Here is a 24,016-nt window from a genome sequence, read left to right on the forward strand (position 1 = left end):
TGTTCGGCAGTAAAGGTGCGACGGGGTCTTTGGGGCATGTAAACATTCTCCTGGGGTATCGACTCTTCGAGAATGTCCACTTTTTCGAGTAAAGGTCACTTCACTATGACTGTTAGAGGCACTCAATTGGGCCTTTAATTCTTGTAGCAAACCGAAAATACCTGGTGATCAATAAGAGTTTGTTTACAATTACAAAACGGGGAATAAGTGAAGCCGACAGTACGGCTCAAACAATACCGTAAGGTCAGTGGTAACGAATTGCCTTCTATGGTAGTCTTTAGAACTTTAATAACATGGGTGTTATTTGCATCACAATCAAGGTGACATCGTCAGTATTTTGGTTCCGCTCTCCCATAAATGCTTGTAACCGCTCAAACAGATAGTCAAGGATATCTTGCGGACCATGACGGGTATGACAGGCTTCTTCAAACGCTGCTAGTAAGTTCTCTTCATCAAAGCGATCGCCATTCGGCCCTGCCGCATCCGTAAAGCCATCAGTGTAGTAGATGATAGTATCGCCTGGAGCCAGCGTAACTTGATCTTCTTGATACTCCGTATTGGCATCCAATCCAATCAACATTCCATCCGTATCGAGGCGTTCGATTGCATCTTCCCGGGCTCGCCACAATAGCGGTGGGTTATGGGCTGCATTGCTAAAGCTGAGGGTACGCGTTTTGGGATCATATTCTGAATAGAACAGCGTTACAAACCGATTGGAATTTTCTAAATCGGCATACATCACCTGATTTAGATTTTTCAGAATCTCAGCAGGAGAATGGTGATGGAGGGCATCGGCTCGCAGAATCCCCCGGGTCATGGTCATAATCAGCCCAGCAGGGACCCCTTTTCCCATCACATCGCCAATCACTAAGCCCCATCGATCCGCTTGATTGAGGCGATATTGACGAGGGGTGGGAAGCTGCCGATAGATGGGAATAAAGTCGTAGTAATCTCCACCGACTTGATTGGCGGTTTTACAGGTTGCGGCTAGGGCAACGCCATCAATCGTAGGGGAGTAATTCGGCAATAAACGGGCTTGAATTTCGGCTCCAATTTCTAATTCACGTGTGATCCGCTCTTGCTTGCGAAGTTGCGAGGTCAGGGCATCGTTTTCAATGGCAACAGCAGTTTGATCGGCCACTAACTGGGCCAGCTTTTGGTGGGTCTCCGTCCATTCGTAGGTTGGATCACTACTAAATAGGTATAAACGTCCCCGCTCGCATAGCTCGAAATTACGGACTAGAATGGCAGTGCTAAACCACCGATACTCTTCCCCAAGCTGCTGTTCTAGATTTTGATCTAACAGGAGATTTTTTTTTCCAGTGGTATCGTCTTGGAGGGCAAACTGCCGAGTCGCATTTTCCAGGGCAAATCGGATATTACGACATTGCTGACCTTCGTGGCAGTATAGCTGCTCCAAAGAGACTTGACCATCGGGACGGAACAGAATGAGAGCCGCCGCATCCGCATCGGTGACTCGGCTGGCAATCAGTGGAATTAAAGCGAGAAACTGGTTAAGGTTATTAAAACTTCTTAATGAAAAACTTAAAGCACTCAGTAAATCCTGGGCTTTCGCCTGTTCCCGCCGGAGATGGACCACCAGCTCTTGCAGCGCCGTTACTGTCGCTACATTAGTTGCCATCCCTGGATAATCAAAGTCCACGGGCTGGGAGGGCTGGTTGGGGAGTGGAACTCGAGACATAAAGGCGGAGGGTAGCCTGTATTGCGGATAGTGCGCGTGCTGTCTAGCGTGTTGGTCGTTATGCTCAGTAAGCTTAGCACCCTTGTCAACACTTGGGTAGGTTAAGCAGTAACTCAAGAAAAGTAGAGTCGGTTGAGGAATGTAACGGTATTATCCGATACATTTTGCACTGAGAGAGAAAATTTTTATTCTCTTGCCAAAGCGTTATAAAACGATGGAAAAGCTAGCAAAAAGCGAACTGTTCGAACAATAATTCAGAAACTGAGGAAACCTCCCTCAAACAGAAAACTTCGAGGATAAAATCTTAGGTTTCCTTCAATCTGGTATAACGCACTTCCAATGAGATTGCCACACTCTCACAAGATGGTATTGATAAAAGGGGCTTCAACCTGCTACACCCTATTTGGATTCTGCAGTCCTTTACTTACACTTAATGCGTATTTATACTTATGCACTGAGGAGAGCCTCTACGAATTCGTAGCTGGAAAACGGACGTAAATCGGTAATCCCTTCTCCAGCCCCGATAAAGCGAATCGGTAAGCCTAACTCTTGGACAACGGCCAGAGCGACTCCACCTTTGGCAGAGCCATCCAGTTTTGTCAGTACGACCCCCGTTAACTCTGCTGCTTCTGAAAAGACCTGGGCTTGTCGGAGGCCATTTTGTCCCAAGGTTGCATCTAGAACCAGCAGCGATTCAATATGAGCATCCGGTGCTTTTTTGCTGACGATGCGTCGAACCTTGTTGAGTTCGTCCATCAGATTTTTTTTATTTTGCAAGCGTCCGGCGGTATCCACGAGCAACAGATCGATCTCCCGCTTTTGGGCTGCCGTAATAGCATCGAAGACCACTGCGGCAGGATCTGTGTTTTGCCCAGGATTGGCAATTACGTCGACATTGCTGCGCTGACCCCATACTTTAACTTGCTCAACGGCGGCGGCTCTAAAGGTGTCGGCTGCTGCAATAAGACAAGAATAGCCAGATTCCTTAGAGATATGAGCAAGTTTACCGATGGTGGTGGTTTTACCAGCCCCATTGACTCCGGTCATCAACCAAATATTTAACCCTTGGCGTTTGGGCGCAAAGTTAGGGCTGTAGTTGCGTGCGGTGGGGCCATCCAGGATGTCTTGCATAATCTGTTTCAGATATGCGATCGCAGCATCTGGGGGCAGGGTTTCTTCTCGCACTTTCTCTTGCAACGCTTCGATCAGCTTATCGGTGGCAGTAATGCCCACATCAGCCTGTAAGAGTAGCGATTCAATTTCCATCACCGCATCGGCATTTAATGGGCCTTGGCCGACCACCGATTTAAGCTGGTTGGCTAGGCCACGCCGGGTTTTGCCGAGGCCTTGTCTCAGCTTCTGGAGCCAAGAAATTTCTTCAACGGAGACCTCTTCCGGGCGACGTCCCTGGGCTGCTAGTACTTCCGCTGACCACAAGAACCCTTCATCAAAGGCCAGATCGGGTTGGGTAGGTGTGGATGGAGAGGGGGCAGGGCTTGTCGTAACCGTTTCCGCAACGGGGGTGGGCTCTGGTTCTTGGACGACCTCAGGTGCTCTGGTGTCAGACGTCTGGGTGTCAGAGGTGTCAGTTGCTTCGATAGCAGGAGAATGATCTGACGTGTTTGTCTCGACAGGAGGAGAACTGTTGGTTTCCTCGACCTCCACTTCTGCAGAAGCAGTGGTTTCAGCCGCCGTTTCTTGCTGGCGCGCTTGGATTTTTTGGAAAGCGGCTTCGGCCCAACTGCGGTAATCTTCAGCCTCACCCGTTTCGTCGTCGCCCTCTTCCGTTGCGAAGTCTTGCTCCGCCTCTACTGCAGGCGTTGTCTCTTGCTCTTCGGCTTCTTCTTTATTAAATTGGCGACGAAACCAATTGAATACCATGACCTTGTCCTAACGCATCAGAGTGGGGGCGGATTGGATTTCAACCTACCGCATATTTAAGGTACCGCGATCTGGTGGGTTACCCGGCGCAAAACACCATTAATAAAGCGATGACCCTCTTCAGCACTATATTTTTTAGCCAACTCGACGGCTTCGTTAATTGCGACTTGGTTGGGAATCTCTAGATACATCATTTCCGCAACCGCCAGGCGGAGCAGGTTGGCATCGATATGGGCCAACCGATGGAGTTGCCAATCCACTAAAGATTTTTCAAGCACTTGATCAATGTCAGGGCGATGGTGGTGGACGGCAGCAATCAAATCGAGGGTGTAATCGCGGACCGACTGTTGATTGGCTAGCTGAATAAACTCGGGGAAATCAATGGCTAGCCCCAAACGATTGACTGCTGTTTTAGTCAAATCAATCGCCTCGCTAACCATGGCCCGCGAGCTTTGCACATCAATGGCTTTGATCTCGCTATCGAGAATGCGATCGCTCCCCCGTTTCAATTCGGCACTCGCCGTTTCCAAGGCTTCTTGAACTTCTGCCACCAAGGTCCGTACCGCCGTAATCATCACGGCCTGCAAATCTTGGTTGGCGAGGCGATCGGAATTGCTAGGCAATTGACCAATACTTAAAAGTGCCAATTCACGAGCAATTCGGCGAGGTTGCATGGAGGAAACTTGGTGCAGAACTCTCTAATCTTAATATCCAGCGTCCAAGTTCAGCATTGGCGGCTTACACTATCTCTAGTCAACAGGCTTGAGGTATGCGCAAGTTATATTTTCTAGTTCCAGGGTTAGGCGGAAAGTACGCCTGCGGTGGCCTCTGGGCAGAGCTAAAAACCCTGAAACTGGCCCAGCAGATCTGTTCTGCAGAAGTGGTGACCTACAAACAGCGGGAGCCCGACACTCTTTTCTTAGACGATTTGCTGACTCAGCCCCTCGATCAAGCTATTTTGGTGATCAACTGGGGCTTTGATGTCGGCAAGCTAGCGCAACAATTGCAAGACTATAACCTGGTTTACCATGCCCATAGCTCGGGGTATGGATTTGATCTACCAGCGCGGATTCCGATCATTACCGTCAGTCGAAATACCCTGGGCTATTGGGGACAGCGATCGCCTCATTCCCTGCTGTACTACCTACCCAACCAAATTTCGGACCATTTTCAGAACTTGCATCTTGACCGCGATATTGATGTGTTAGTGCAGGCCCGCAAGTCTTCCACCTATCTGTTACAAGTGCTGATTCCAGCATTACAACGGGTCTGCAATGTCATGGTGGTTGATCGCCATGTCGAAGATTTATCCCAACTGTTTAACCGGGCAAAAGTGTACCTCTATGATTCAGCCGAATATTGGGCACAGCAGAAGGTAAGCGAGGGCTTTGGGTTGCAGCCTATGGAAGCGATGGCCTGTGGCTGTCAGGTTTTTTCGAGCATCAATGGTGGGCTATCGGATTATCTCGATCCGGGATTTAACTGTTACAAAATTGCGGGTTATTCCCTTGCCTTTGATCTGCAGCGGATTCAGCAAGCGTTGCAGTCCGCTCAAATGGTGGGTTTGTCAGAAACGGTTTTGGCCGAATATCGCACAGCAAATATTTTGCAGCGGCTGCAGGTGATTTTGACTGAGATTAACGCATTTTTTGACTCTCAACCCCACCAACAAGCAGGCATTCCACCATTGACGCCAATGCGGATTGCCCAGCTACGGGGACAAACTATCTGGCGCAAGCTCAAGCAAAAACTAGCTTGAATCCAATCTATCCACTGGATCGTTATGCACTATGCATAAGGCGCGAAATTACTCGTGACCACTATCACCCCTTAATCGGTACTCCATCACTGAGCTGGAGTCGGGCAATCTGGATAATACCAACATATCCCAGTGCAAATGAGATAACCCAGTGCAAGTGAGGTTTTGCACCCCTAAGGTCTGTTGGCGATTTCTAAAGCTGGCAGGCCTCTCCTTCATGCTGAGCTTTCACAAACGCTTGTTTATCGCTTTTATCTCACCTCTGATTTGCAATGAAAAATAAGACAGCCCTGTCCCTTCTCTGCCTGTGTGTATTGTCAGTGGGCCTGTTTCATCGTCAAAATCCGATTCAGGCGAATTTATCTCCAGCCCAGCAGGTTGGGGCTACTTCTAATCAATCCAAAGAAGGTAGTCCGGTGGAGCAATTGTTGACTAAAACCCAACAGGCCAATGTGTGGGAACAGGCGATCCAACTCAATCCTCAAGATGCAGAAGCTCACCATCAGTTGGGGTTGGTTTTAGGTGATCAAAATCAGGTAGAGGAAGCGATCAGTCACTATCAACAAGCGATTGCCTTAAAGCCTGCCAATGTGTCGCGTATCTATCAAAGCTGGGGAAAAGCCCTAGTTAAGCAAAACCAGATTGATGATGCGATCGCAACCTTTCGCCAAGGCATCACGCAAGGCTATCCCGATGCCCCGACAGCGATGCAGGAAGCAGAGGTGCATTTTCGGTTAGGACTGGCGTTGGAGGCTGAAGGACGACTGCCTGCAGCGATCAAAGCTTACCGCCAAGCGATAGTAGAAAAGCCAGATCGGATAATTTATGAATATTTAGGGACTGCACTGGTCAAACATAATCGGCTCAACGAGGCTCTAGTCGCCTTTAAAGAGCGTTGGTCCACTTCATATGAACAAGGCCTGGATTACCAAAAGTTGGGCGATGCCTTAGTCCATGAAAATCGACCAGAGGATGCCTTAGCGGCTTATCGCCAGTGGATTGGGAGTTCTCGCAGGGGCATTGATACAGATGCTGATGCTTATCTAGTGCTGGGAAACAGGCTCAGTTTATTCAGTCGCGTAGATCAAGCAAAGTCAGCGTACCAAAATGCCCTTGACCTCACGGATGGCAACCAGTCCTATATTGCCAAAAGCTTCATCCAAACACTCATACATCACAACCAACTGGGAGAAGCCAAGCTGATCTCCCAGAAATATTTTCTGTCAGATCTACCTTTCCAGAAAGGATACGCTAAACATCTGATTAAACAGTCCCAGAAATTAATCAAAGCCAATCAATTGGATCAGGCTGCCAACAATTGCCGTGAAGCGGCTCAAATCTTGAATTCTTCCAAGCTTCCTACTGGTGAGGATAAGAGAAGTATTGCAGATATATGGTCTTGTCTAGGCCAAGTCCACACTAGACAGGGTCGCCTTGAGCAAGCTTTAGCTAGTTTTCGGCAAGAATATAAGCTCAATAAATATGCCTACACTGACATTGCAGAAACCTTAGTAAAACTGCAACGCTCTGAAGAAGCCTTGGATGTTTTACGTCAAGATTCCAGCCAAGAGCAACATGCCTATACCCAGATGGGACGTTTGCTAATTGCCCATCAACAAGCCCCGGCTGGCGCTCAATACTGCCAAAAAGCCTTGGGACTAGATGCCCAGGATTTGGGAGCTTATCGTTGCTTAGCAAAAGCGGTAGGGAGCTCCAAACAGGTCGAGGTCAATGTTAAACAGTTTCAAAAAAGAGTCCAAGACCTCTCTCCCAAGCTGATCCAGCAGGCCTATCGGGCTAATCGTTTGGGCAATGACACCATCGGCTATACGCTTCATGAAGATGCCATTGGTATTAAAAGTGACGAGGTTTACCGTGCGCAGCACACGATGCCATCCCTGGCTAAATTAAACGTTTTTCACGACTGGGGGGATATTCTGGTGCAGCAAGGAAAACCACAGGAGGCGATCGCGGCGTATCACCAAACGTTGCGGCTCTTGCCAGAATATGCGCCATACTATGACAACTTGGGTGCAGTACTGATGCAACAGCAACAATACGGGGGTGCGATCGCAGCCTACCGTCGTGCCGTCCAGCTCGATCCCTATGAAGCCCAGTCTTATGTAAACCTCAGCAAAGCTTTGCAAGCAGTAGGCCAGACAGAGACTGCGGCTCTGGCGCTACAACAGGCCGTTCAATTGGGCTGGCAAGAGACTTCCCAAGGTAGCTGAGACATCCATTCCTTTCAAAGTGGATCAACCTCATAATCTTGCTTGGTACAGTACGTGAGTTTTGGGACCAACTCTTACGCAGAACTTTTGAGCTTGGATGATTAGCGGCAGAAGGTTTCAGTGAGCCTCCAAACAGCAGGAATGTTAGCGAACGGCATAGGCCCAGATTTCAAACTGAGCTTCTGACGATACCTTAGCCTCCAGCGATCCGTAATGCTCAAGGCAAAAAACTTCAAATTCTTCTACTTTTCGATAGAACATTTCACTGGACGTTTGCCAACATAAACCATAGGCCCGAGCTTTCAGAAACCCAAGCAGCTCTTCAATGGTATTGCTCACCAACCATCGTTTAGCAATCCCATAATTTGACCGATATCCTTTTTTACGGAAATAGTCGTCTACATTAATCCCCTCGTTGCCTGTATGGGCAGCTTTCGTGTTTTTATCCTTCGCTAACATCGCTCTAAAGTAGCGCTCAAACTCCATTCGAGCAGGGGGTGTAATCCATTGAGCATTCAAATAGAACCCTCCTGGTTTGAGGACTCGTTCAATCTCATCCAGGAATTGTTGCCAATGAGAGACGGTGTGAACCATGTGAACTGTCAGGACAACGTTAAAGCTATCATCAGGGAAAGATAGCTGGGAAGCATCTGCTTGAATCAGCGTCAAATTTTGAGGGATGCCATTCAGCTTTTGGCTAAACTGGTCGAGCATTTCCCTCGAAATGTCTATCCCTGTGACGGAATAACCACGTTTAACCAGCGGGAAAACGTTTAGGCCAGTACCCACACCAGGCTCTAGAAAAGAGGTGTGAGGGTTGGCATCAACCAACTCCAAAATATAATCTGCAACCTCCTCCGCGATAGATTCCGTCATCCAGCGTGTTTGGTCATAGATGGAGGCGATGTGGTCGTAATAGTTGAATTGACTCATATTTACTGAACATTCCGATTCAGAGTCCACTGTCACGATCAGTGTTTCAGCGAAAGATTGCTGCACACATTGCTAATCCCATTCATGTCCACATTGGTTGCACCGCAACTGTGGGTCGTCCGCCATAAGATCACAACCGCCCAGGCAAATCAAGCCATTTTTCACATCTTGCTTTAATTGATCGTCAAAACTTGGCAATCCATACAAGATAAGAGATGTATTGTTAGCTTCACAACGAAGGTATTGCAATTAAGTGAGAATTGAGTGAAGCATCTAAAAGTGGGTAGAAATCGCTTGAACAGGACATGTGGGAACACATTGCTCACAGACAATACAGCGCGATCGCGTAAAATTCAGCAAAAAAGATTTGGGGTCAAGGGTGAGGGCCTGGGTAGGACAGATCCCCGTGCATAGGCCACAGTGCACACAGCTCTCTTCATCGATCAGGATTTCGCGATTAGACGAAGACACATCAATATTTTGCGAATGCATCCAATCAATGGCGGCATCCAGTTGATCAATATCGCCCGCTAATTCCACCACCAACTTACCAATTTGGTTCGGGGCAACCTGGGCCCGAATAATATTAGCTGCCACGTTAAAATCTTTTGCCAATCGATAGGTCACTGGGACCGGAACAGCTCGCCGAGGGAACGTAAGAGTAACACGCTTTTTCACTGGCGATGGATAACGATAGGGGCACTTTTAATTGTAAAGCAGGTCAACAGGAAATAAATCTGCACATCGCCTCGCAAAGTTTAGGCTAATCTGTTAGAAATGAGCTGTCCATAGGAAAAGCACGTTAACCATGCCCAACGCCCACCGTAACCGATTTCTACAGAAAACTCTACGGCGGCTGATCGCCTTTGCGATTATTCCCCTCTTGCTGGTGATCGGGTCTATCCGTCCGGGCACGGCAGCAACGGCTAAACACTATACCGACCTAGAATTTCCACCCCTCCCCGAAGTCGCTATCCCAGAATATAGCCGTTTCCAGTTAGATAACGGTTTGACCGTTTACTTGATGGAAAATCATGAGTTGCCTTTGGTCAACGGCATTGCTCGCATGCGAACGGGGTCGCGGCTGGAACCTGAGGATAAGGTGGGCTTAGCCGATATCGTTGGTACCGTCATGCGGTCTGGCGGGACAAAAGAGCATCCCTCTGATCAGCTCAATCAGATGCTAGAGCAACGGGCTGCATCCGTCGAAACGGGGATTAGTACGGCCTCAGGCAGTGCATCCTTTGCGGCGCTAAGTGAAGATTTAGACACCGTCTTTAGCCTATTCGCAGAAGTGATTCGAGAGCCTGCTTTTGAAGAAGATAAGCTTGTGCTGGCTAAAACCCAACGTCGTGGAAATATTGCCCGACGTAACGATGATCCTGATGATATTACAGGCCGAGAATTCAAGAAACTGATTTACGGTGCGGATAGCCCCTATGCGCGAACCCAGGAATATCAAACCCTCGACAATATTACTCAAGCCGACGTCGAATCCTTTTACCAGCAAAACTTTCACCCCAACTGCATGATCTTGGGAATCGTGGGAGACTTTGATTCTGCGGCCATGACTCAACGAATCAAAGAACAGTTTGGTGACTGGCCAGCGGCTCCTGAGCGCGATAAAGCCCTGCCAGTCCCTGGTGCAGAACAAATCAAGGCCGGAGAAACGTTTGTGGTTGATCAGCCTCAGCTATCCCAAAGTAATATCCAGATTGGTCATTTAGGGGGGCAGTTCGATAACCCTGATATTTTCTCCCTCTTGGTGATGAATGAAGCACTCAATAGCTTTGGCGGACGGCTGTTTAACGAAGTGAGATCGCGCCAGGGATTGGCTTACTCTGTCTATGCCGTTTGGAGTGCCCGCTACGATCATCCAGGTCTGTTTATTTCTGGCGGGCAAACGCGATCCGAAGCTACCGTTCCGTTTATCAAAGCCGTATTGGGTGAGCTGCAAAAAGTGCGTGAAGCTCCTTTATCCGCTGATGAACTGCAGCAGGCCAAGGATTCTATCCTCAACTCTTTTGTCTTTAATTTCCAAGATCCAGCCCAAACCTTATCTCGTCTGATGCGCTACGAGTACTTTGGCTATCCCGATGACTTTATCTTCCGATATCAGCGAGCTGTCAAAACCATGACAGCCGGGAAGGTTCAGGCCGCAGCGAAGAAATATCTGCAGCCTGACCAGATTGTCACGTTAGTCGTGGGGAATCGATCAGCGATCAAACCGCCACTAGAAGAGTTGGGCACCACAGTAACACCGATTGATATCACCATTCCTCAACCCGTGTCTTCTTAAAGATCCCTCGTTCTTGTGGATTTTGTGAAGAGGCCTGAAAGTCAATGCCTGTAACCTTTCATTGATCGAGCAATCAGTAGATTCTGTAGCTAGTTGTTATGGTGTTGAAGCCCGTTGAGATCTTTGAATGGAGAACATCGCTCTGACGCTTTTGATGTTGTTCTCTTTCCATACACGACTTGGCAATCTTCTTTTAGTTTTTGATAGAGGAATAACAGGGGCGAGGCAATGGCGGAGGCAACTGCCGTTTCAACCAGCCGTTTTATGTGTGGAGCACCGCCAGCCCATCACTCTCTGATTTTAATCCGTTGATCTCAGCAATACGCATGGAGTTTGCCTCTCAGTAACGACTGACTTTACAAGCCCAGTCATCCTGAAAAATCAGCGGTAATCCATCCTGGAAGACAAGCAGTTCACCGGGTTGAATGGTAGTCCAGGTTTCGTTATCCGTTAGACAAGTGGTGGCGATAATGGCGACGCGATCGCAAGGAGTTGTTAACTCTTGAAAATCAACCGTCAGATCTTCATCGATCAGGTGAGCTGCTGCAAAAGGGGATTGGCGAACGATGTAGCAAAGCTTGGTGGAACAGTGCACGAATAGATGCTTGCCATCCGATAGTAAATAGTTGAAGATGCCATGACTGGCGATGGCCTGGGTCATCTCTTGCAACACAGGGAACAACTCCTCCATGGGCGGCTGTTCCTGGGGGAATTTTTGTCTAAGCTGATTCATGATCAAGCAGAATGCTCGTTCACTATCCGTTTGACCCACGGAGCGATAGGTGCCTAAACTTCCAGATTTCAGCGTGGGTAGGTCCCCATTATGGGCAAACACCCAATGCCGCCCCCACAGTTCCCGAGTGAAAGGGTGGCAATTTTCTAAGCCAACTGGACCGATCGTGGCCTTGCGAATATGAGCCACAACATTCGTCGATTTAATCGGGTATTCACGAATGAGTTTAGCAATGGCAGAGGTTGCAGAAGGCTTGTCATCTAGAAAGATTCGACAGGCTGGTCCTTCAAAAAAGGCAATTCCCCACCCATCTTTATGATCGTCCGTTTTGCCACCTCGGGAGCAGAACCCTTCAAAGGAGAAACAAATATCCGTTGGCTCATTACAGTTCATCCCTAATAACTGACACATGAGCGATCGCAAGCAGTTCTACGCCGTCGATTGTAGGTGGAAAGGGAAAGAGGTCGCAACAAAACACAATGCCAATTCCCACAATCTTACGTGCAAGAAATCGAACATTTACTAATGCACCTCTCTGATGGAGGCGTCCTGTACTGTGTTGAGTATTCGGCAGGTAGAGAGCATCATGCTTTACGACACGATTGGGAAAACCTACTCCCAAACCAGACAGAGTGATCCACGCATCGCAGCAAAACTGTTAGAAATTCTGGAGCCGTTTCAGGCTTCTACGATTGTAGATATTGGTGCGGGTACAGGGTCTTATGCGCTGTATCTGGCCGAGCATGGATATCAGGTTCTAGCAGTTGAGCCATCAATGGTGATGCGACGTCAGGCAATCGCCCATCCGGCAGTCCACTGGATAGATGCCAAGGCTGAAGAACTATTATTGCCCTCTCATTCAGCAGATGTAGCCATTATCATCCTGGCATTGCACCATTTCCACGACTATTCGCAAGCATTGCAAGAGATTCACAGAGTGACTGGGGGTGGTCAGGTGGTTATCTTTACCTACGATCCAGACCTCATTTCTAGTTTTTGGCTAACCAGGTATTTCCCTTCATTTATTACCGATGTTCAGTCTACTTTTTTACCCATTGCAACATTAACGGCTGAAATTGAGACCATTATGGATACGGCTGTGAATGTCGTTCCTTTCCCTTTACCCAATGATTTATCAGACTCATTCGCCGCGGTCGGCTGGTCACGCCCGGAACTGTATCTAGATCACAATATTCGCAATGGAATTTCATCATTTGCCAAACTCAATGATGATGAAGTAGCGCCAGGGTTATCCAACCTGCGCAAAGATTTGGAGATAGGACTATGGGATCAGAAGTATGGATATCTCCGCCAGCAAACCCACCATGATGTAGGCTATCGATTTGTGTTTACCACCGCATAGCAAAATCTTCTAAAGCTAGAACAGCATCTGATAAATGGGTTACAGCAACTAACTGAAAGAAACAAAATAGTCTTTCCGCCAAAGAAAGGGACATATGGGTACGACTAGTCTGGTGGAAAACGTTCTGTCATTCAATAGCATCTGAACATAAAGGGATCCAACTATTTACTGGCGAATGATCTCTTTCTATAACAGTAAGGTTATCAGTCATCACCCAAAGAATGTTCCCGGGATTAACCCAATCTTAGAAGACCAATATTAGCATTAAAAAAGTAGTCTGAACCAATGCAAACATTAAGTCGCGATAGTATCTGTGGTTGCTAAACTTCAGTAATTACAGGCTAGAAATACTGAGCTTAAGAGATATTTATTAAATTTCCAAGAATTTAATAAATATCTCTTATTTGCATTATGAAAATCTCAGCATATTGAGTAAACTTTTGTAATCAATAGCGTAATGTTGTTGCTCTCAATAGAGATCTTAGTAAGACCCTTTGACATAGAGCTATTTAGATATACGCAATCTATGCCTTGGAAAATAGTAATCTTTATCAAAGGTTTTTAGATTGAGCCCGATCACATACTTGATCGTTCTCCGTTAGTTTTCTAGTTTTTTATTTAATAGAAATAAATACTGAGTTTTCTTGTCTATATTGCTCTGGCACCCTTGCTAGACTTCAACGTAATAAATAGATGCTTTATATATCCATCCTTCATAGGGTCATGGATATATAACCGTCTTTTAAGAATGTAATCCTCCAAAGACCTAAATATATTTCATTTGTTTTTGGAGTATAGCTAAATGAGTTATAAAACTATGATAATCGTTGTCTCAAATCGAAATATCAATGAGGGCAGAACGGATCATCAGTTATTTGGAGAAGAGCCAAATACTAAAGGGATTGATGAGATTCGTTTAGCGACGGCCACGTATGATGAAATATCACAAGAGTGGCATCTCGCACTCCGTCAAGAACAGCAGCTTGATGAGGATAGAGCGCGATCGTCTATAGTGGACAGTTCTCGTCCAAGTCAGCAGCTGTTTACAGAAGTTATGGAGGACATTAAGGTCGGCAAGAGAAAGAAAAATTGGGTGTTCTACATCCATGGATTTAATCAATCTATGTTAGATACTCTCAATGCTTGTCGAGAAATTCAGACGCTCTATGAGGTAGATGTACTCACCTTTACATGGCCCTCTAATCCAGGGGGATTTGTTACTCGTGAATATCAGCAAGCACGACAGGCAGCAAGGGCATCTAGCAATGCACTGGATCGCACCTTAGAGCTTTTAGGACGCTATCTATCTAATCGCTCCCTTGAGGATATGAGGAACTGCCGAATTAGCTTTAATCTTCTCGTCCACAGCTTAGGTAATTACGTATTTGAAAACTTTGTCCGAGATCCTATTTTCAGTGATGAAACTCGCATCTTTGACAACGTCATTTTCCATCAAGCTGATGTGGATAATCGCAGCCATACTCAATGGGTTGACCGAGTGGAGCATAGCCGCAGAGTCTACATTACCCTTAATGAGGGCGATTCTGTTCTTAAAGCGTCTGATATTATCAACCCTGGTCGTTTAGGCAATACCCTTGAGGGTTTGAATGCCAAAAGAGCGATTTACCTTGATTTTACAAATGGTGAGAATGTCGATCGGTCCCATAACTTTTTTAACAGCCAAATCGAAAACTCCACCATCCAAACGATTTTTACCCGCCTACTCAACGGTCAGCGGGGAGAAACGGTTCCAGGCTTGACCTTCGATCTGAGCCTGAATGCATTTCGGCTATAGCTGGACAGCTTCGTTTTTTGTCTCGGCTCGCTATACAGCTGCTTAATTGAGCACTGCATCGTTTTTGTCATCTAGAGGAGGAATATATGTCTCGTAAACCATGGCACCAGCTTAAAACCCCTTTGGCCCTAGTAAAGTTACTTCAGTTTCGGAATCGACTTCGAGAAAATAATCTGCATGATACGGCTGCGATCGCACCTACGGATCACCTCCCCAAGCCCAAGCCCAGTCCCGATGGTCGCCATTTTCGCGCCCGAACCGATGATGGCAGCTTTAACGACCTAGACCATCCTGAGATGGGAATGGCTGGCACTCGGTTTGGTCGGAACGTGCCCTTGCAAGATGCCTATCCCGATGAGAAGGCTCTCTTGACGCCCAATCCACGGGAGATTAGCCGTAAGGTGATGACTCGGGATGAGTTTATTCCCGCCACGATTTTGAATGTCCTAGCTGCCGCCTGGATCCAGTTTGAAAACCACGACTGGTTTTCCCATGGCGAGAACCAAACCAAACAGAAATTTCAACTGCCCTTGGCGGACGATGATGACTGGCCTGCAGAGCATCGTCCCTTAGAGGTGGGTAAAACCGCCATTGATGACACCCGCAAGGGAGATGACAGCGGTGGTCCCCCCACCTTTATTAACCATGTCACCCACTGGTGGGATGGGTCTCAAATCTACGGCAGTGACAGCGAAACCGTTGCCAAACTCCGCTCCCATCAAGATGGCAAACTCACCATTGGCGATGATGGTTTATTGCCGTTAGATGATGGCGGCGTGGATTCCACCGGCTTTAACGATAATTGGTGGGTGGGGCTGTCCTTACTGCATACGCTATTTGCCAAAGAGCATAATTTTATTTGCGATCGCCTCAAAGCGGAGTATCCATCCTGGTCTGATGACCAACTGTTTGACCAAGCCCGCCTGATCAATGCCGCCTTAACCGCCAAAATCCACACGGCAGAATGGACCCCCGCCATTTTGCCTCTACCTGCCACCGATATCGCCCTCAACGTCAACTGGGCAGGCTTCCTCGGGGAAGATTTTAGATATCTCTTTGGACATATCGGCGAAGGAGAACTGCTAAGCGGCATCCCAGGCTCCTCGACAGACCACCATACGGCCCCCTACTACTTAACGGAAGAATTTGTGTCCGTATATCGGATGCATCCCTTAATTCCAGATGACTATCAATACTATGACCTCCAGGGAAAACTGCTGCAGGAAAGTGACTTTATGGCCTCCTCCGGCAAGCGGACTCGAGCCTTGGTGGAGGAGGTGGGGATGGACAATCTGTTCTACTCTTTGGGCATTACCCATCCAGGAGCAGTGACTCTCCATAACTTCCCGCGGTTTCTGCAGCTCCACAAGCGAGATAACGGTGAAGTCTTCGATTTAGCCGCCGTCGATATCCTCCGGGATCGCGAACGGGGAGTGCCTCGATACAACCGCTTCCGAGAATTAATCGGACGGGGTCGCGTTAAAAGCTTTGAAGAAATCACCAGCAATCCCGTCTGGGCGAAGGAACTGCGAGAGGTCTATAACAATGACATCAACGCGGTTGATCTGATGGTAGGCATGTTTGCCGAAGATCTACCTGAAGGCTTTGGCTTTAGTGACAGCGCCTTTCGCGTCTTTATCCTGATGGCCTCTCGCCGTCTGAAGAGCGATCGCTTCTTGAGTAAAGACTACCGAGCTGAAATTTATACCCCCTTCGGCTTGGAATGGATCTATCGCAACAATTTTATTACCCTCCTCAAACGCCACTATCCCAAACTGGCTCCTGCCCTAGTCGGCGTCAGCAATGGCTTTGCTCCTTGGCGCAATCTCAGTCATTAGGGCCTGTCCGATGAAACACCAAACCGAAATTCAGCAATACTGGCCAGATGCCCAGGACTTTGATCCATTGCCCACAGACTATCCCACGTGGTCAGCGCAAAAAAAGCAAGCCTTTCTTTGGGATGAACGCATTCTCAAATCCACCTATGACCAAAATCCACCCATTCCTCGGATCAATATTGTCGGGTTAATCTTGACCCCGCTCATGATCAAAATGGATCGCCTGGCAGATGAAGCTCCTAGCCGTTGGCGCAAAGCTATCCACCCCCACGGCGCTGTGGCCAAAGTCAAGTTTGTCCCAGCGGGCGACAGTCCCTATACCGGACTGTTTAAAGGCGCAGACTATGGATTGCTGAGGGCTTCTCTTACGGGTGATCCAGCAGATCGAGGGTTTGCCCCAGGTCTAGCGATTAAGCTTCTAGCCGATGGCCAGACCTCCGGTAACTTTTCTGCCCTCGTTTCCCTCTCCGGTCAAGGCCAAAACCACAATTTCCTGGCCCATCGGTTCTCCAATATTGTGCCTGTGGCTCAAGAATTTGGCCCCCGATTCACGAACCTGATTTTTCGTCGGGTCACCAAATACCCTACCCGTATTGACCTCCACAACTTAGGCGTTACTACTCAGCAGGGTCAGGCCGAAGCACAGCCCCATACCCCCACCCAAGTCTTTCTAGTCCCCAATCCAGACCTACAGTTTGTCGAAAGTCCCCATGATTTTCGAGCAGATCTGGCCCACATTCCCCCAGGTACCCAGTTGTTTTCTATCTATGCTACGGATGCGGTCGATCCAGACGGGGAAACGATGGCGGCCAACGGCGATCAGCCCCAAGCCCAACTGATTGGCTATCTGGAAACCACCTCTGAATTTGTGGCTTCCTTCTACGGCGATAGTCAGCTCTTCTTTCGGCATCAGCGCTTCCGTAACCAGTAGTTCGTCACTCTGCCATCAGGAAATCCTATGACCCCAGATATTATCTTTCAGCCCTTAGAGTGGCGCAATCTAACGGTTAAAAATCGCATTTTCCGATCCAGCATCTCAGGGCGTTGGGATAACTATGATGGTTCGGGCACCCAAGCCCGGATCAATTGGGAAGAGCAGTTTGCCCAGGGTGGCGTCGGTGCCATTATCTCGTCCTATACCCCCATTCATATTGAAGGGCGGATTGTGCCAAATGCCGCCATGATTGACTCGGACGACCGCATTCCCTTCTGGAAAAAGGTCGGCGAGACGGTCCATCAGCACGACTGCAAGTTTATCCTCCAGCTCAGTCATTCGGGGCGTCAGCGCGATATTGATGGGGTCGAAAATACAGTTCCCGATTCCTTTAAGCCCACGCCCGCCCTGAGTGCAACAACGCTATCGGAACAGATTCATGGGTTCCGCTGTCGCCAGATGACCCGGACAGAAATCAAGCAGACGGTACAACGGTTTGCGGATGGGGCGCGGCGGGCTCGGGAGGCCGGGCTAGATGGCGTGGAGTTACATAGCTCCCATGGCTATCTGATTACCCAATTCCTCAGTTCTGGCATCAATATTCGCAATGATGACTATGGAGGCTCTTTAGAAAATCGATATCGGTTCCTGCAGGAAATTGTCCAGGCCATTCGCCAAACCGTCGGTGATGATTTTCACCTCCAGGCCAAAATTAGTGCTGTGGACTATAACAACGTCTTGCCGTGGGAACGGAGGGGCAACACCCTGTCTGAGTCGATTCAAGTCTGTCAGTGGCTGGAGCGAGATGGGGTAGATGCTCTCCATATTTCTCGGGGCAGCACCTTTCCCCATCCCCTATTACCCGCAGGTCCCTTCCCCTTTAAGATTGCCACCTCCACTTACGACACGATGATTTCTAGTGCCCCGTGGCGCACCCTTCTCAATTACTTTCTCTTTCGCAGCCCCTTACTCCAGCCTTTTTTTAAGTGCATTTGGAATCGCTTGGAGCGGCATTGGCAGCCTCCGGTTAAAGGCGATCGTCTCTCGTCAGACGCTCTTTCCCAATTGATGCAAGAGCATATCTCGGTCCACGAGTTTCAGACCCTATTAGCCCGCTACCAAGGCACGGTGATGGAAGATGCCCAGGCCATTAAGGAACAGGTCAATATTCCTGTTATTTGCACCGGTGGCTTTCAGCAAGCCTCTTTTATCCGGCAAGCGATTGAGAAGGGATTCTGTGATGGTGTCACTCTTGCCCGCCCGCTGGTCGCCAATAAGGATCTGGCCCACCAGTTTCAGGCAGGAAACGATATTCCCGAGCGACCCTGTACGTATTGCAATCAGTGTTTAGGAAGTTATCTGGAGTATCCCCTGGGCTGCTACGAACGCCGTCGATATTACCAGCGCTCTATTACTAGCGCAGATCAAACGGAGCAGGATAAAGCAGCGCGCGAAGCCCATGACGCCATGATTCAAGATGCCATGCAGGTTTATAACCCACCGCCCTTTAGCCCGTCCAAGCAAACGGCATAACCTCGGATGCAAATTGCAAGCGTGATATCCCAATGAGCAGTACACCCTTTTTCTCAAAAGTCTGTCGTCAATTCAAGCGGTTAATCCTAGGGCTAGTCAGCCTAGTTTTAGTGATCGTTTTATGTCTGGCATGGCCCCTGCTAACGGCACGGTCCCCTCAATACACGGACATAACCGACCATTTTAAATATGGCTCGATTGGCGGTGCCTCCACCATGGGAATTCCCTATTGGATTTGGCAAGTGATGCCGGTGATGTTTCCGGAGTACCTGCCAACGGAGGACTACGCTACCCCTGGAAAAGGCTATACCCAGCTCGGCTTTATTCAAGAACCGGGGCAAGATCTGCCTATTGGGTTTGCCAAGGATACCCAATTAGGGTTGGAAGTGGTGACCAACAATTGTGCCCTTTGCCATGTGGGTAGTGTTCGCAACACCTCTGATGGCCTACCCCAAGCCATTCCGACGATGCCGTCCAATACCGTGAATTTGTCGGCCTATTTTCGATTTATTACCGGCGTTGCCAATGATCCTCGGTTTAATGCTCGGGAAATGATGCCCTATATCAAGGATTTGGGAGCCGATCTGAATCCCTTGCAGTCTCTGCTCTATCGCTATATTGCTATTCCCCAAACCCGGGCCTTGCTCAGTATCCAAGCCGAAAAGCTCAGTTTTTTATCGGATCAGCCCCAGTACGGACCGGGGCGAGTAGACACCTTTACCCCCTATAAAACCCGTACCTTTAATATCAATCTAGACGACCTCCCTCCTGAAGAAATTGAGGGAGCGGCTAGCGACTTTCCCAGTGTTTGGCAGCAACGCCCCCGGGAGGGTATGCAGCTCCACTGGGATGGCGACAACACCTCTGTGGCGGAACGGAATAAGAGTGCTGCCTTAGCCCTGGTCTCCCCCACCAATATTAATTTGGATGCCATTACCCGAGTGGCCGACTGGTTGTTGGATCTCCCGGCCCCGCCCTATCCCTATCCCGTGAATGAGGAGCTGGCGGCCCAGGGGCAATCTATCTTTGCCAACACCTGTGCCAGCTGCCATGCCTTTGACGGTCCCAAGGTCGGAACCGTGACGCCCATTGCAGAAATCGGTACCGATCCAGGTCGATTGAATTCTTATACCTATGAATTTGCCTCGAATCAGTACACGCTGTTTGCGGGGATTACCTATAAAGGCGAAGATCAGCGGTTTACCCACTTCCGCAAAACCAACGGCTACGCTAACCATCCCTTAGACGGATTGTGGTTGCGATCGCCTTATCTCCACAACGGCTCAGTCCCGACCCTAAAGGATCTGCTCGATCCTTCCGAGCAACGCCCAGCTAAGTTTTACCGGGGCAATGATGTCTATGACCCAGACAAAATGGGGTTTGTGGCGAACGTCGCCGCAGCTAACGGCAGCAAATTTTTCGAATATGACACATCACTGCCGGGGAATGGCAAGGAAGGCCATCTCTATGGAACCACTCTACCTAAGTCAGATAAAACAGCTCTGATCGAGTATTTGAAGACCCTTTAAGGTTCGTATCGTCTATACCTATCTATTTTTCCCTACCTAAAATTGGAGCCAGTCAAGTGAGCACACAAAATCCCTATGCAAAATGGTTTGGCTACGTCGTTTGGCTGGGCATAGTCGCCAATATTCTATTTATTATTCCCACCTGTTTTTTCCCTGAGTGGCTGCTCTCTCTCCTCAGGATGACCATCCCTATCCCGATTATTTGGGTGCGAGCGGCAGGGTTGTTGCTCTTAGAAATTAGCATTCTGTATATTCCAGGAGCGCTGGATCCTTACCGATATCGAGCGACGGCATGGATGTCAGTGCTGGTCACTCGGGGCGGTGGAGCCTCATTTTTCCTAATTGCCGTTCTGTTTTTTGGTCAAGAACTAGGCTTTCTCTCCATTGCCATTGTGGATCTAATTTTTGGGGTCACAGAGGGCATTCTGCTCTATTTAGCGATGCAAGACAAAGCGGCTCTTGCAAACCAATCCTATCCTGAGTCGGTTTAGTCGGCCGACAAACGGGGCCAAATTGGGGCCTCAAATACCGAGTTCAAGCTGATTAGCAAGAGGGTCGAATGCCCGATCGTTGCTGACGTTATCAAGGAATGAAGACTATGGGTGCGCTAACCTCAAACCTCGGAAAAAAGATCGCCACTATCTTACTGATTCTGGGCCTGCTCGTGGGAACGGTGGTCTATATTGGCTGGTACAATCTCCTGCGCGAAGTGGACACCTATATCGAATCGCCAGCCGAACATTTTAAGTATGGATCGATTGGAACAGAAAATGACCAAGGCGTTCCCTACTGGATTTGGATGGTGCTCCCTCGCCTCTTTCCGGAATATTTACCCGGCCCCAATGGCTATACCTCCTTAGGCTTCACTTGGGAACCCGGTCAGGAAACCCCGGTGGGCGTCTCTAAAAAGACGATTGGTTTTCCTCGCCAAGGCATTACCTGTGCCGTCTGCCATTCAGCAACCTATCGCAAAGCGCCTGAGGACAATCCCATCATTGTGCCAGCTGGTCCCTCGGTAAAATTTAATTCCTTGGGGTATGTGCGTTTTCTGCAGGCTTGTGCCCAAGATCCCAGATTTACAGCAGATTACATTTTGCCTGAGATTGAATACAATCATTCCTTATCGGCTTTTGAGAAGCTACTCTACCGATTTCTGATTATTCCCACGACCCGCAAGGAAATGCGGGAGCAGGGCGAATCCTTTGACTGGACCAATTCTCGACCCAATTGGGGACCGGGTCGCATCGATCCCTTTAACCCCGTGAAATTCAATATGCTGGACATTTCCATAGATGACACCATCGGCAACTCCGATATGATGTCTCTTTGGAATCAGAAGCAGCATCAAGGGTTTGCCCTGCACTGGGATGGTTTGGAAACCTCTCTCACAGAAACGGTGAATACCGGTGCCCTGGGAGATGGAGCGACTCGTAAATCCATCAATATTGAAGGGCTACAACGGGTCGAAAAATATATCACGGAGCTTGATCCACCTAAATTCCCCTTTGCCATCGATCAAGCTGCTGCTGACAAGGGTGAAAAGGTATTTGACCAGCACTGCGCCACTTGCCATGCCTTTGGCGGTGAGCGCACGGGCACCGTTATCCCCCAGCAAGAAGTCGGCACCGATCGCCACCGACTGGACATGTGGACCCAAGAAGCAGCGGATAAATACAACGCCTTTGCAGAAGGATACGACTACGACTTTGATCAGTTACGAAAAACCGATGGCTATCTCTCCGTCAGTCTAGATGGGTTGTGGTTACGAGCCCCCTATCTGCACAATGGGTCAGTACCTAGCTTGCAAGATTTATTCAAAACTCCAGATGCTCGGACGCCAGTGTTTTACCGAGGCTACGATGTCTATGACCCCGACGCCGTCGGCTTTATCTCGCAAGGTGCGGCGGCTGAGAGGGTTGGATTTGAATACGACACATCCGTAGTGGCAAATAGTAATCAGGGGCATGTATACGGCACCAATTTACCTGACAAGGATAAGGCGACATTGATTGAATATCTAAAAACGCTGTAAATGCATACAACGATCCAGGAATGTTTCAACTTTGAGCTAATGGTGTAGGCCCTGCACCATGATTTGTGATTTGGCTGCGGGAAACCTGAGTTCGACAGAAAAAATGCCTAACAAGGAGGGCTAAGATCTAAGCTCAAAGTATTACCATTCAAGCAATCTCCACGATAACCTCACCCTTGGTCATCCTGAACGCTACATGCTACGGAACACTGTTGTGAAAAGGGGTTGAGCAATTCACCCTACAATATCCGAAAGAACCAGTAATACCCAAGGAATGTAATCCCAAGGATTGGGTGGAGCCAATACATCAAGACTTTCTCAGAGCTGAGGCCGTCCTTTAGTGCTCAGGTGCTGAATCTGATTCGCTAGCTTCAGTATTTGCGTCAGCGTCTGCCGCCTCAGCTACGGCTGCCTCGGGATTTACGTCAGCATCTGCTGCTTCAGCCACGGCTACCTCGGGATTTGCGTCAGTGTCTGCTGCTTCAGTTGCCGCATCTATTGCTTCAGCTCTAGCTTCTGTCCCTTCCGCTTCTGCGGTTACTTCTTCAGCTACCTCAACAGGTTCAGGCTCCTCCACTTTGGCAGATGGCTTGGGACCCCGCATCAAGGCTAGAGGAACAGCGGGCTTTTTCTTTTCTCTGTCTCTGTTATTTCGACCTTTTCCACGTCCACCTTTACGGCCCTTCTGATTGCGGTTTTTGTCGTCGTCTGATTGGCCTTCCGCCTGGGCGCGTTTTTGTAATTCAGACTTCTTGATCGGTCGCTCAACCATTGTTCAACTAGGATAGGTGTAACTTGCAGATCCTACCTCGAAAGCTGACGTTCCTGGTAAGGGATATCTCCATATTGCTCAGGACAGCGCTATGCGAACGGCAGAATAGCCATGTTAGATTCAGAATATGTCCTCTGAGCAGCAGTATGGCGGCACCGCAACTTTCCAATCCAACCGATAGCCTACCGACCTCTGTTCCGCAGCCCATCGTTTTTTTTGATGGGGAATGTGTGATGTGTAACGGCTTTGTTGATATCCTGCTGACCATCGATCCAGAAGGAGCCATTCTGATTGCCCCGTTACAGGGCCAAACGGCTAAACAGTTTCTCCCACCGTTACCGACGGATCGAGAAGCCTGGTCGATTTACTATCAAGACGAACGTGATCTATACGATCGATCCGATGCGTTTCTCCAAGTTTGTAAACGATTGGGGGGAGTGTGGTCCGTCTTCACGGTAATTGCTTTGATTCCACGTCCGATCCGCGATCGCATCTATCGCTTGATTGCCCGCAATCGCTACCGACTGTTTGGACGACGATCCTCTTGCCGAATGCCCAGTGAAACAGAGCAAGAGCGGTTTCTTCCCTAAACCCTACTTATCCTCAAACCATGATTAGGTGCAAACGCCGCACGACCTTGCCCCATATCCAAGACCCTTGGTGCAAGATCTCAGGCCATCTG

19 protein-coding genes are annotated in these 24,016 nt (G+C 48.7%); 12 read left to right on the forward strand and 7 right to left on the reverse strand.

Translation table 11 applies throughout. The features are described 5' to 3' along the window. Window positions 1-277: 277 nt before the first annotated feature. The 3 genes from Q0991_RS21995 to nusB all read right to left on the reverse strand — a co-directional run bounded on the left by Q0991_RS21995 (window position 278) and on the right by nusB (window position 4,257). Window positions 278-1,702, reverse strand: a complete 1,425-nt coding sequence (locus Q0991_RS21995; protein ID WP_299492607.1) for a PP2C family protein-serine/threonine phosphatase — start codon at window positions 1,700-1,702, stop codon at window positions 278-280. A gap of 447 nt (window positions 1,703-2,149) precedes the next feature. Continuing rightward, on the reverse strand, window positions 2,150-3,583 hold the full coding sequence (gene ftsY / locus Q0991_RS22000) for a signal recognition particle-docking protein FtsY (RefSeq protein ID WP_299492610.1): 1,434 nt from the start codon (window positions 3,581-3,583) through the stop codon (window positions 2,150-2,152). A gap of 56 nt (window positions 3,584-3,639) precedes the next feature. Continuing rightward, window positions 3,640-4,257 (reverse strand): transcription antitermination factor NusB, encoded by a 618-nt coding sequence (gene nusB / locus Q0991_RS22005; RefSeq protein ID WP_299492612.1) that lies wholly within the window; start codon window positions 4,255-4,257, stop codon window positions 3,640-3,642. A 95-nt stretch (window positions 4,258-4,352) separates the two neighbouring features. Here nusB and Q0991_RS22010 point away from each other — a divergent pair, with 95 nt between their 5' ends. Beyond that, on the forward strand, window positions 4,353-5,342 hold the full coding sequence (locus Q0991_RS22010) for a glycosyltransferase (protein ID WP_299492614.1): 990 nt from the start codon (window positions 4,353-4,355) through the stop codon (window positions 5,340-5,342). A gap of 272 nt (window positions 5,343-5,614) precedes the next feature. Continuing rightward, window positions 5,615-7,573 (forward strand): tetratricopeptide repeat protein, encoded by a 1,959-nt coding sequence (locus Q0991_RS22015; protein WP_299492616.1) that lies wholly within the window; start codon window positions 5,615-5,617, stop codon window positions 7,571-7,573. Window positions 7,574-7,717: 144 nt separating this feature from the next. On the opposite strand, the gene Q0991_RS22020 is transcribed toward Q0991_RS22015, so the two are convergent. Together Q0991_RS22020 and Q0991_RS22025 are read right to left on the reverse strand one after the other, a co-directional pair. Next, on the reverse strand, window positions 7,718-8,506 hold the full coding sequence (locus tag Q0991_RS22020) for a class I SAM-dependent methyltransferase (protein ID WP_299492618.1): 789 nt from the start codon (window positions 8,504-8,506) through the stop codon (window positions 7,718-7,720). 273 nt (window positions 8,507-8,779) lie between these two features. Continuing rightward, on the reverse strand, window positions 8,780-9,184 hold the full coding sequence (locus tag Q0991_RS22025) for an NIL domain-containing protein (protein ID WP_299492621.1): 405 nt from the start codon (window positions 9,182-9,184) through the stop codon (window positions 8,780-8,782). A 130-nt stretch (window positions 9,185-9,314) separates the two neighbouring features. Here Q0991_RS22025 and Q0991_RS22030 point away from each other — a divergent pair, with 130 nt between their 5' ends. Continuing rightward, window positions 9,315-10,805 carry a pitrilysin family protein gene (locus tag Q0991_RS22030; RefSeq protein WP_299492623.1) on the forward strand — a complete coding sequence of 497 codons (1,491 nt, stop codon included), beginning with the start codon at window positions 9,315-9,317 and terminating at the stop codon, window positions 10,803-10,805. Window positions 10,806-11,145: 340 nt separating this feature from the next. Here the strand turns inward: Q0991_RS22030 and Q0991_RS22035 are convergent, their stop codons facing one another. Further along, entirely contained in the window at window positions 11,146-11,949 is an 804-nt protein-coding gene (locus Q0991_RS22035; protein WP_299492625.1) for a class II glutamine amidotransferase, read from the reverse strand. Between the two features lie 127 nt (window positions 11,950-12,076). Between Q0991_RS22035 and Q0991_RS22040 the strand changes: the two genes are divergently transcribed. From Q0991_RS22040 to Q0991_RS22075, 8 genes are all read left to right on the forward strand, one after another. Continuing rightward, a complete protein-coding gene (locus Q0991_RS22040; protein ID WP_299492627.1) occupies window positions 12,077-12,901 on the forward strand; it encodes a class I SAM-dependent methyltransferase in 825 nt (274 codons plus the stop codon). An 802-nt stretch (window positions 12,902-13,703) separates the two neighbouring features. Continuing rightward, complete coding sequence (locus Q0991_RS22045) at window positions 13,704-14,696, forward strand: alpha/beta hydrolase (RefSeq protein ID WP_299492629.1); 993 nt, start codon at window positions 13,704-13,706, stop codon at window positions 14,694-14,696. Between the two features lie 86 nt (window positions 14,697-14,782). Then, window positions 14,783-16,534: a peroxidase family protein gene (locus tag Q0991_RS22050; protein WP_299492631.1), complete on the forward strand. Its 1,752-nt coding sequence runs from the start codon at window positions 14,783-14,785 to the stop codon at window positions 16,532-16,534. A 10-nt stretch (window positions 16,535-16,544) separates the two neighbouring features. Then, window positions 16,545-17,465, forward strand: coding sequence for a hypothetical protein (locus Q0991_RS22055; protein WP_299492633.1), 921 nt, complete (start codon window positions 16,545-16,547; stop codon window positions 17,463-17,465). Window positions 17,466-17,492: 27 nt separating this feature from the next. Continuing rightward, window positions 17,493-19,001 carry an NADH:flavin oxidoreductase gene (locus tag Q0991_RS22060; protein ID WP_299492635.1) on the forward strand — a complete coding sequence of 503 codons (1,509 nt, stop codon included), beginning with the start codon at window positions 17,493-17,495 and terminating at the stop codon, window positions 18,999-19,001. 32 nt (window positions 19,002-19,033) lie between these two features. Next, window positions 19,034-20,530: a cytochrome c gene (locus Q0991_RS22065; protein ID WP_299492637.1), complete on the forward strand. Its 1,497-nt coding sequence runs from the start codon at window positions 19,034-19,036 to the stop codon at window positions 20,528-20,530. A gap of 56 nt (window positions 20,531-20,586) precedes the next feature. Then, window positions 20,587-21,021 carry a hypothetical protein gene (locus Q0991_RS22070; RefSeq protein WP_299492639.1) on the forward strand — a complete coding sequence of 145 codons (435 nt, stop codon included), beginning with the start codon at window positions 20,587-20,589 and terminating at the stop codon, window positions 21,019-21,021. A 107-nt stretch (window positions 21,022-21,128) separates the two neighbouring features. Next, window positions 21,129-22,562, forward strand: coding sequence for a c-type cytochrome (locus Q0991_RS22075; RefSeq protein ID WP_299492641.1), 1,434 nt, complete (start codon window positions 21,129-21,131; stop codon window positions 22,560-22,562). 337 nt (window positions 22,563-22,899) lie between these two features. Here the strand turns inward: Q0991_RS22075 and Q0991_RS22080 are convergent, their stop codons facing one another. Next, the gene (locus tag Q0991_RS22080; protein WP_299492643.1) at window positions 22,900-23,334 is read right to left on the reverse strand and encodes a hypothetical protein; all 435 of its coding nucleotides are present in this window, start codon (window positions 23,332-23,334) and stop codon (window positions 22,900-22,902) included. A 146-nt stretch (window positions 23,335-23,480) separates the two neighbouring features. On the opposite strand from Q0991_RS22080, the gene Q0991_RS22085 reads away from it, so the two are divergent. Continuing rightward, window positions 23,481-23,924 carry a DCC1-like thiol-disulfide oxidoreductase family protein gene (locus Q0991_RS22085; protein WP_299492645.1) on the forward strand — a complete coding sequence of 148 codons (444 nt, stop codon included), beginning with the start codon at window positions 23,481-23,483 and terminating at the stop codon, window positions 23,922-23,924. Window positions 23,925-24,016 lie beyond the last annotated feature (92 nt).

The sequence above is a fragment of the Acaryochloris sp. IP29b_bin.137 genome (assembly GCF_028285745.1).
GTDB lineage: Bacteria > Cyanobacteriota > Cyanobacteriia > Thermosynechococcales > Thermosynechococcaceae > Acaryochloris.

What these genes read in the sequence shown, in the direction of transcription:
- Q0991_RS21995 (WP_299492607.1), bottom strand. Translation starts at nt 1,702, where the DNA reads ATGTCTCGAGTTCCACTCCCCAACCAGCCCTCCCAGCCCGTGGACTTT.
- ftsY (WP_299492610.1), bottom strand. Translation starts at nt 3,583, where the DNA reads ATGGTATTCAATTGGTTTCGTCGCCAATTTAATAAAGAAGAAGCCGAA.
- nusB (WP_299492612.1), bottom strand. Translation starts at nt 4,257, where the DNA reads ATGCAACCTCGCCGAATTGCTCGTGAATTGGCACTTTTAAGTATTGGT.
- Q0991_RS22010 (WP_299492614.1), top strand. Translation starts at nt 4,353, where the DNA reads ATGCGCAAGTTATATTTTCTAGTTCCAGGGTTAGGCGGAAAGTACGCC.
- Q0991_RS22015 (WP_299492616.1), top strand. Translation starts at nt 5,615, where the DNA reads ATGAAAAATAAGACAGCCCTGTCCCTTCTCTGCCTGTGTGTATTGTCA.
- Q0991_RS22020 (WP_299492618.1), bottom strand. Translation starts at nt 8,506, where the DNA reads ATGAGTCAATTCAACTATTACGACCACATCGCCTCCATCTATGACCAA.
- Q0991_RS22030 (WP_299492623.1), top strand. Translation starts at nt 9,315, where the DNA reads ATGCCCAACGCCCACCGTAACCGATTTCTACAGAAAACTCTACGGCGG.
- Q0991_RS22035 (WP_299492625.1), bottom strand. Translation starts at nt 11,949, where the DNA reads ATGTGTCAGTTATTAGGGATGAACTGTAATGAGCCAACGGATATTTGT.
- Q0991_RS22040 (WP_299492627.1), top strand. Translation starts at nt 12,077, where the DNA reads ATGGAGGCGTCCTGTACTGTGTTGAGTATTCGGCAGGTAGAGAGCATC.
- Q0991_RS22045 (WP_299492629.1), top strand. Translation starts at nt 13,704, where the DNA reads ATGAGTTATAAAACTATGATAATCGTTGTCTCAAATCGAAATATCAAT.
- Q0991_RS22050 (WP_299492631.1), top strand. Translation starts at nt 14,783, where the DNA reads ATGTCTCGTAAACCATGGCACCAGCTTAAAACCCCTTTGGCCCTAGTA.
- Q0991_RS22055 (WP_299492633.1), top strand. Translation starts at nt 16,545, where the DNA reads ATGAAACACCAAACCGAAATTCAGCAATACTGGCCAGATGCCCAGGAC.
- Q0991_RS22060 (WP_299492635.1), top strand. Translation starts at nt 17,493, where the DNA reads ATGACCCCAGATATTATCTTTCAGCCCTTAGAGTGGCGCAATCTAACG.
- Q0991_RS22065 (WP_299492637.1), top strand. Translation starts at nt 19,034, where the DNA reads ATGAGCAGTACACCCTTTTTCTCAAAAGTCTGTCGTCAATTCAAGCGG.
- Q0991_RS22075 (WP_299492641.1), top strand. Translation starts at nt 21,129, where the DNA reads ATGGGTGCGCTAACCTCAAACCTCGGAAAAAAGATCGCCACTATCTTA.
- Q0991_RS22080 (WP_299492643.1), bottom strand. Translation starts at nt 23,334, where the DNA reads ATGGTTGAGCGACCGATCAAGAAGTCTGAATTACAAAAACGCGCCCAG.
- Q0991_RS22085 (WP_299492645.1), top strand. Translation starts at nt 23,481, where the DNA reads ATGGCGGCACCGCAACTTTCCAATCCAACCGATAGCCTACCGACCTCT.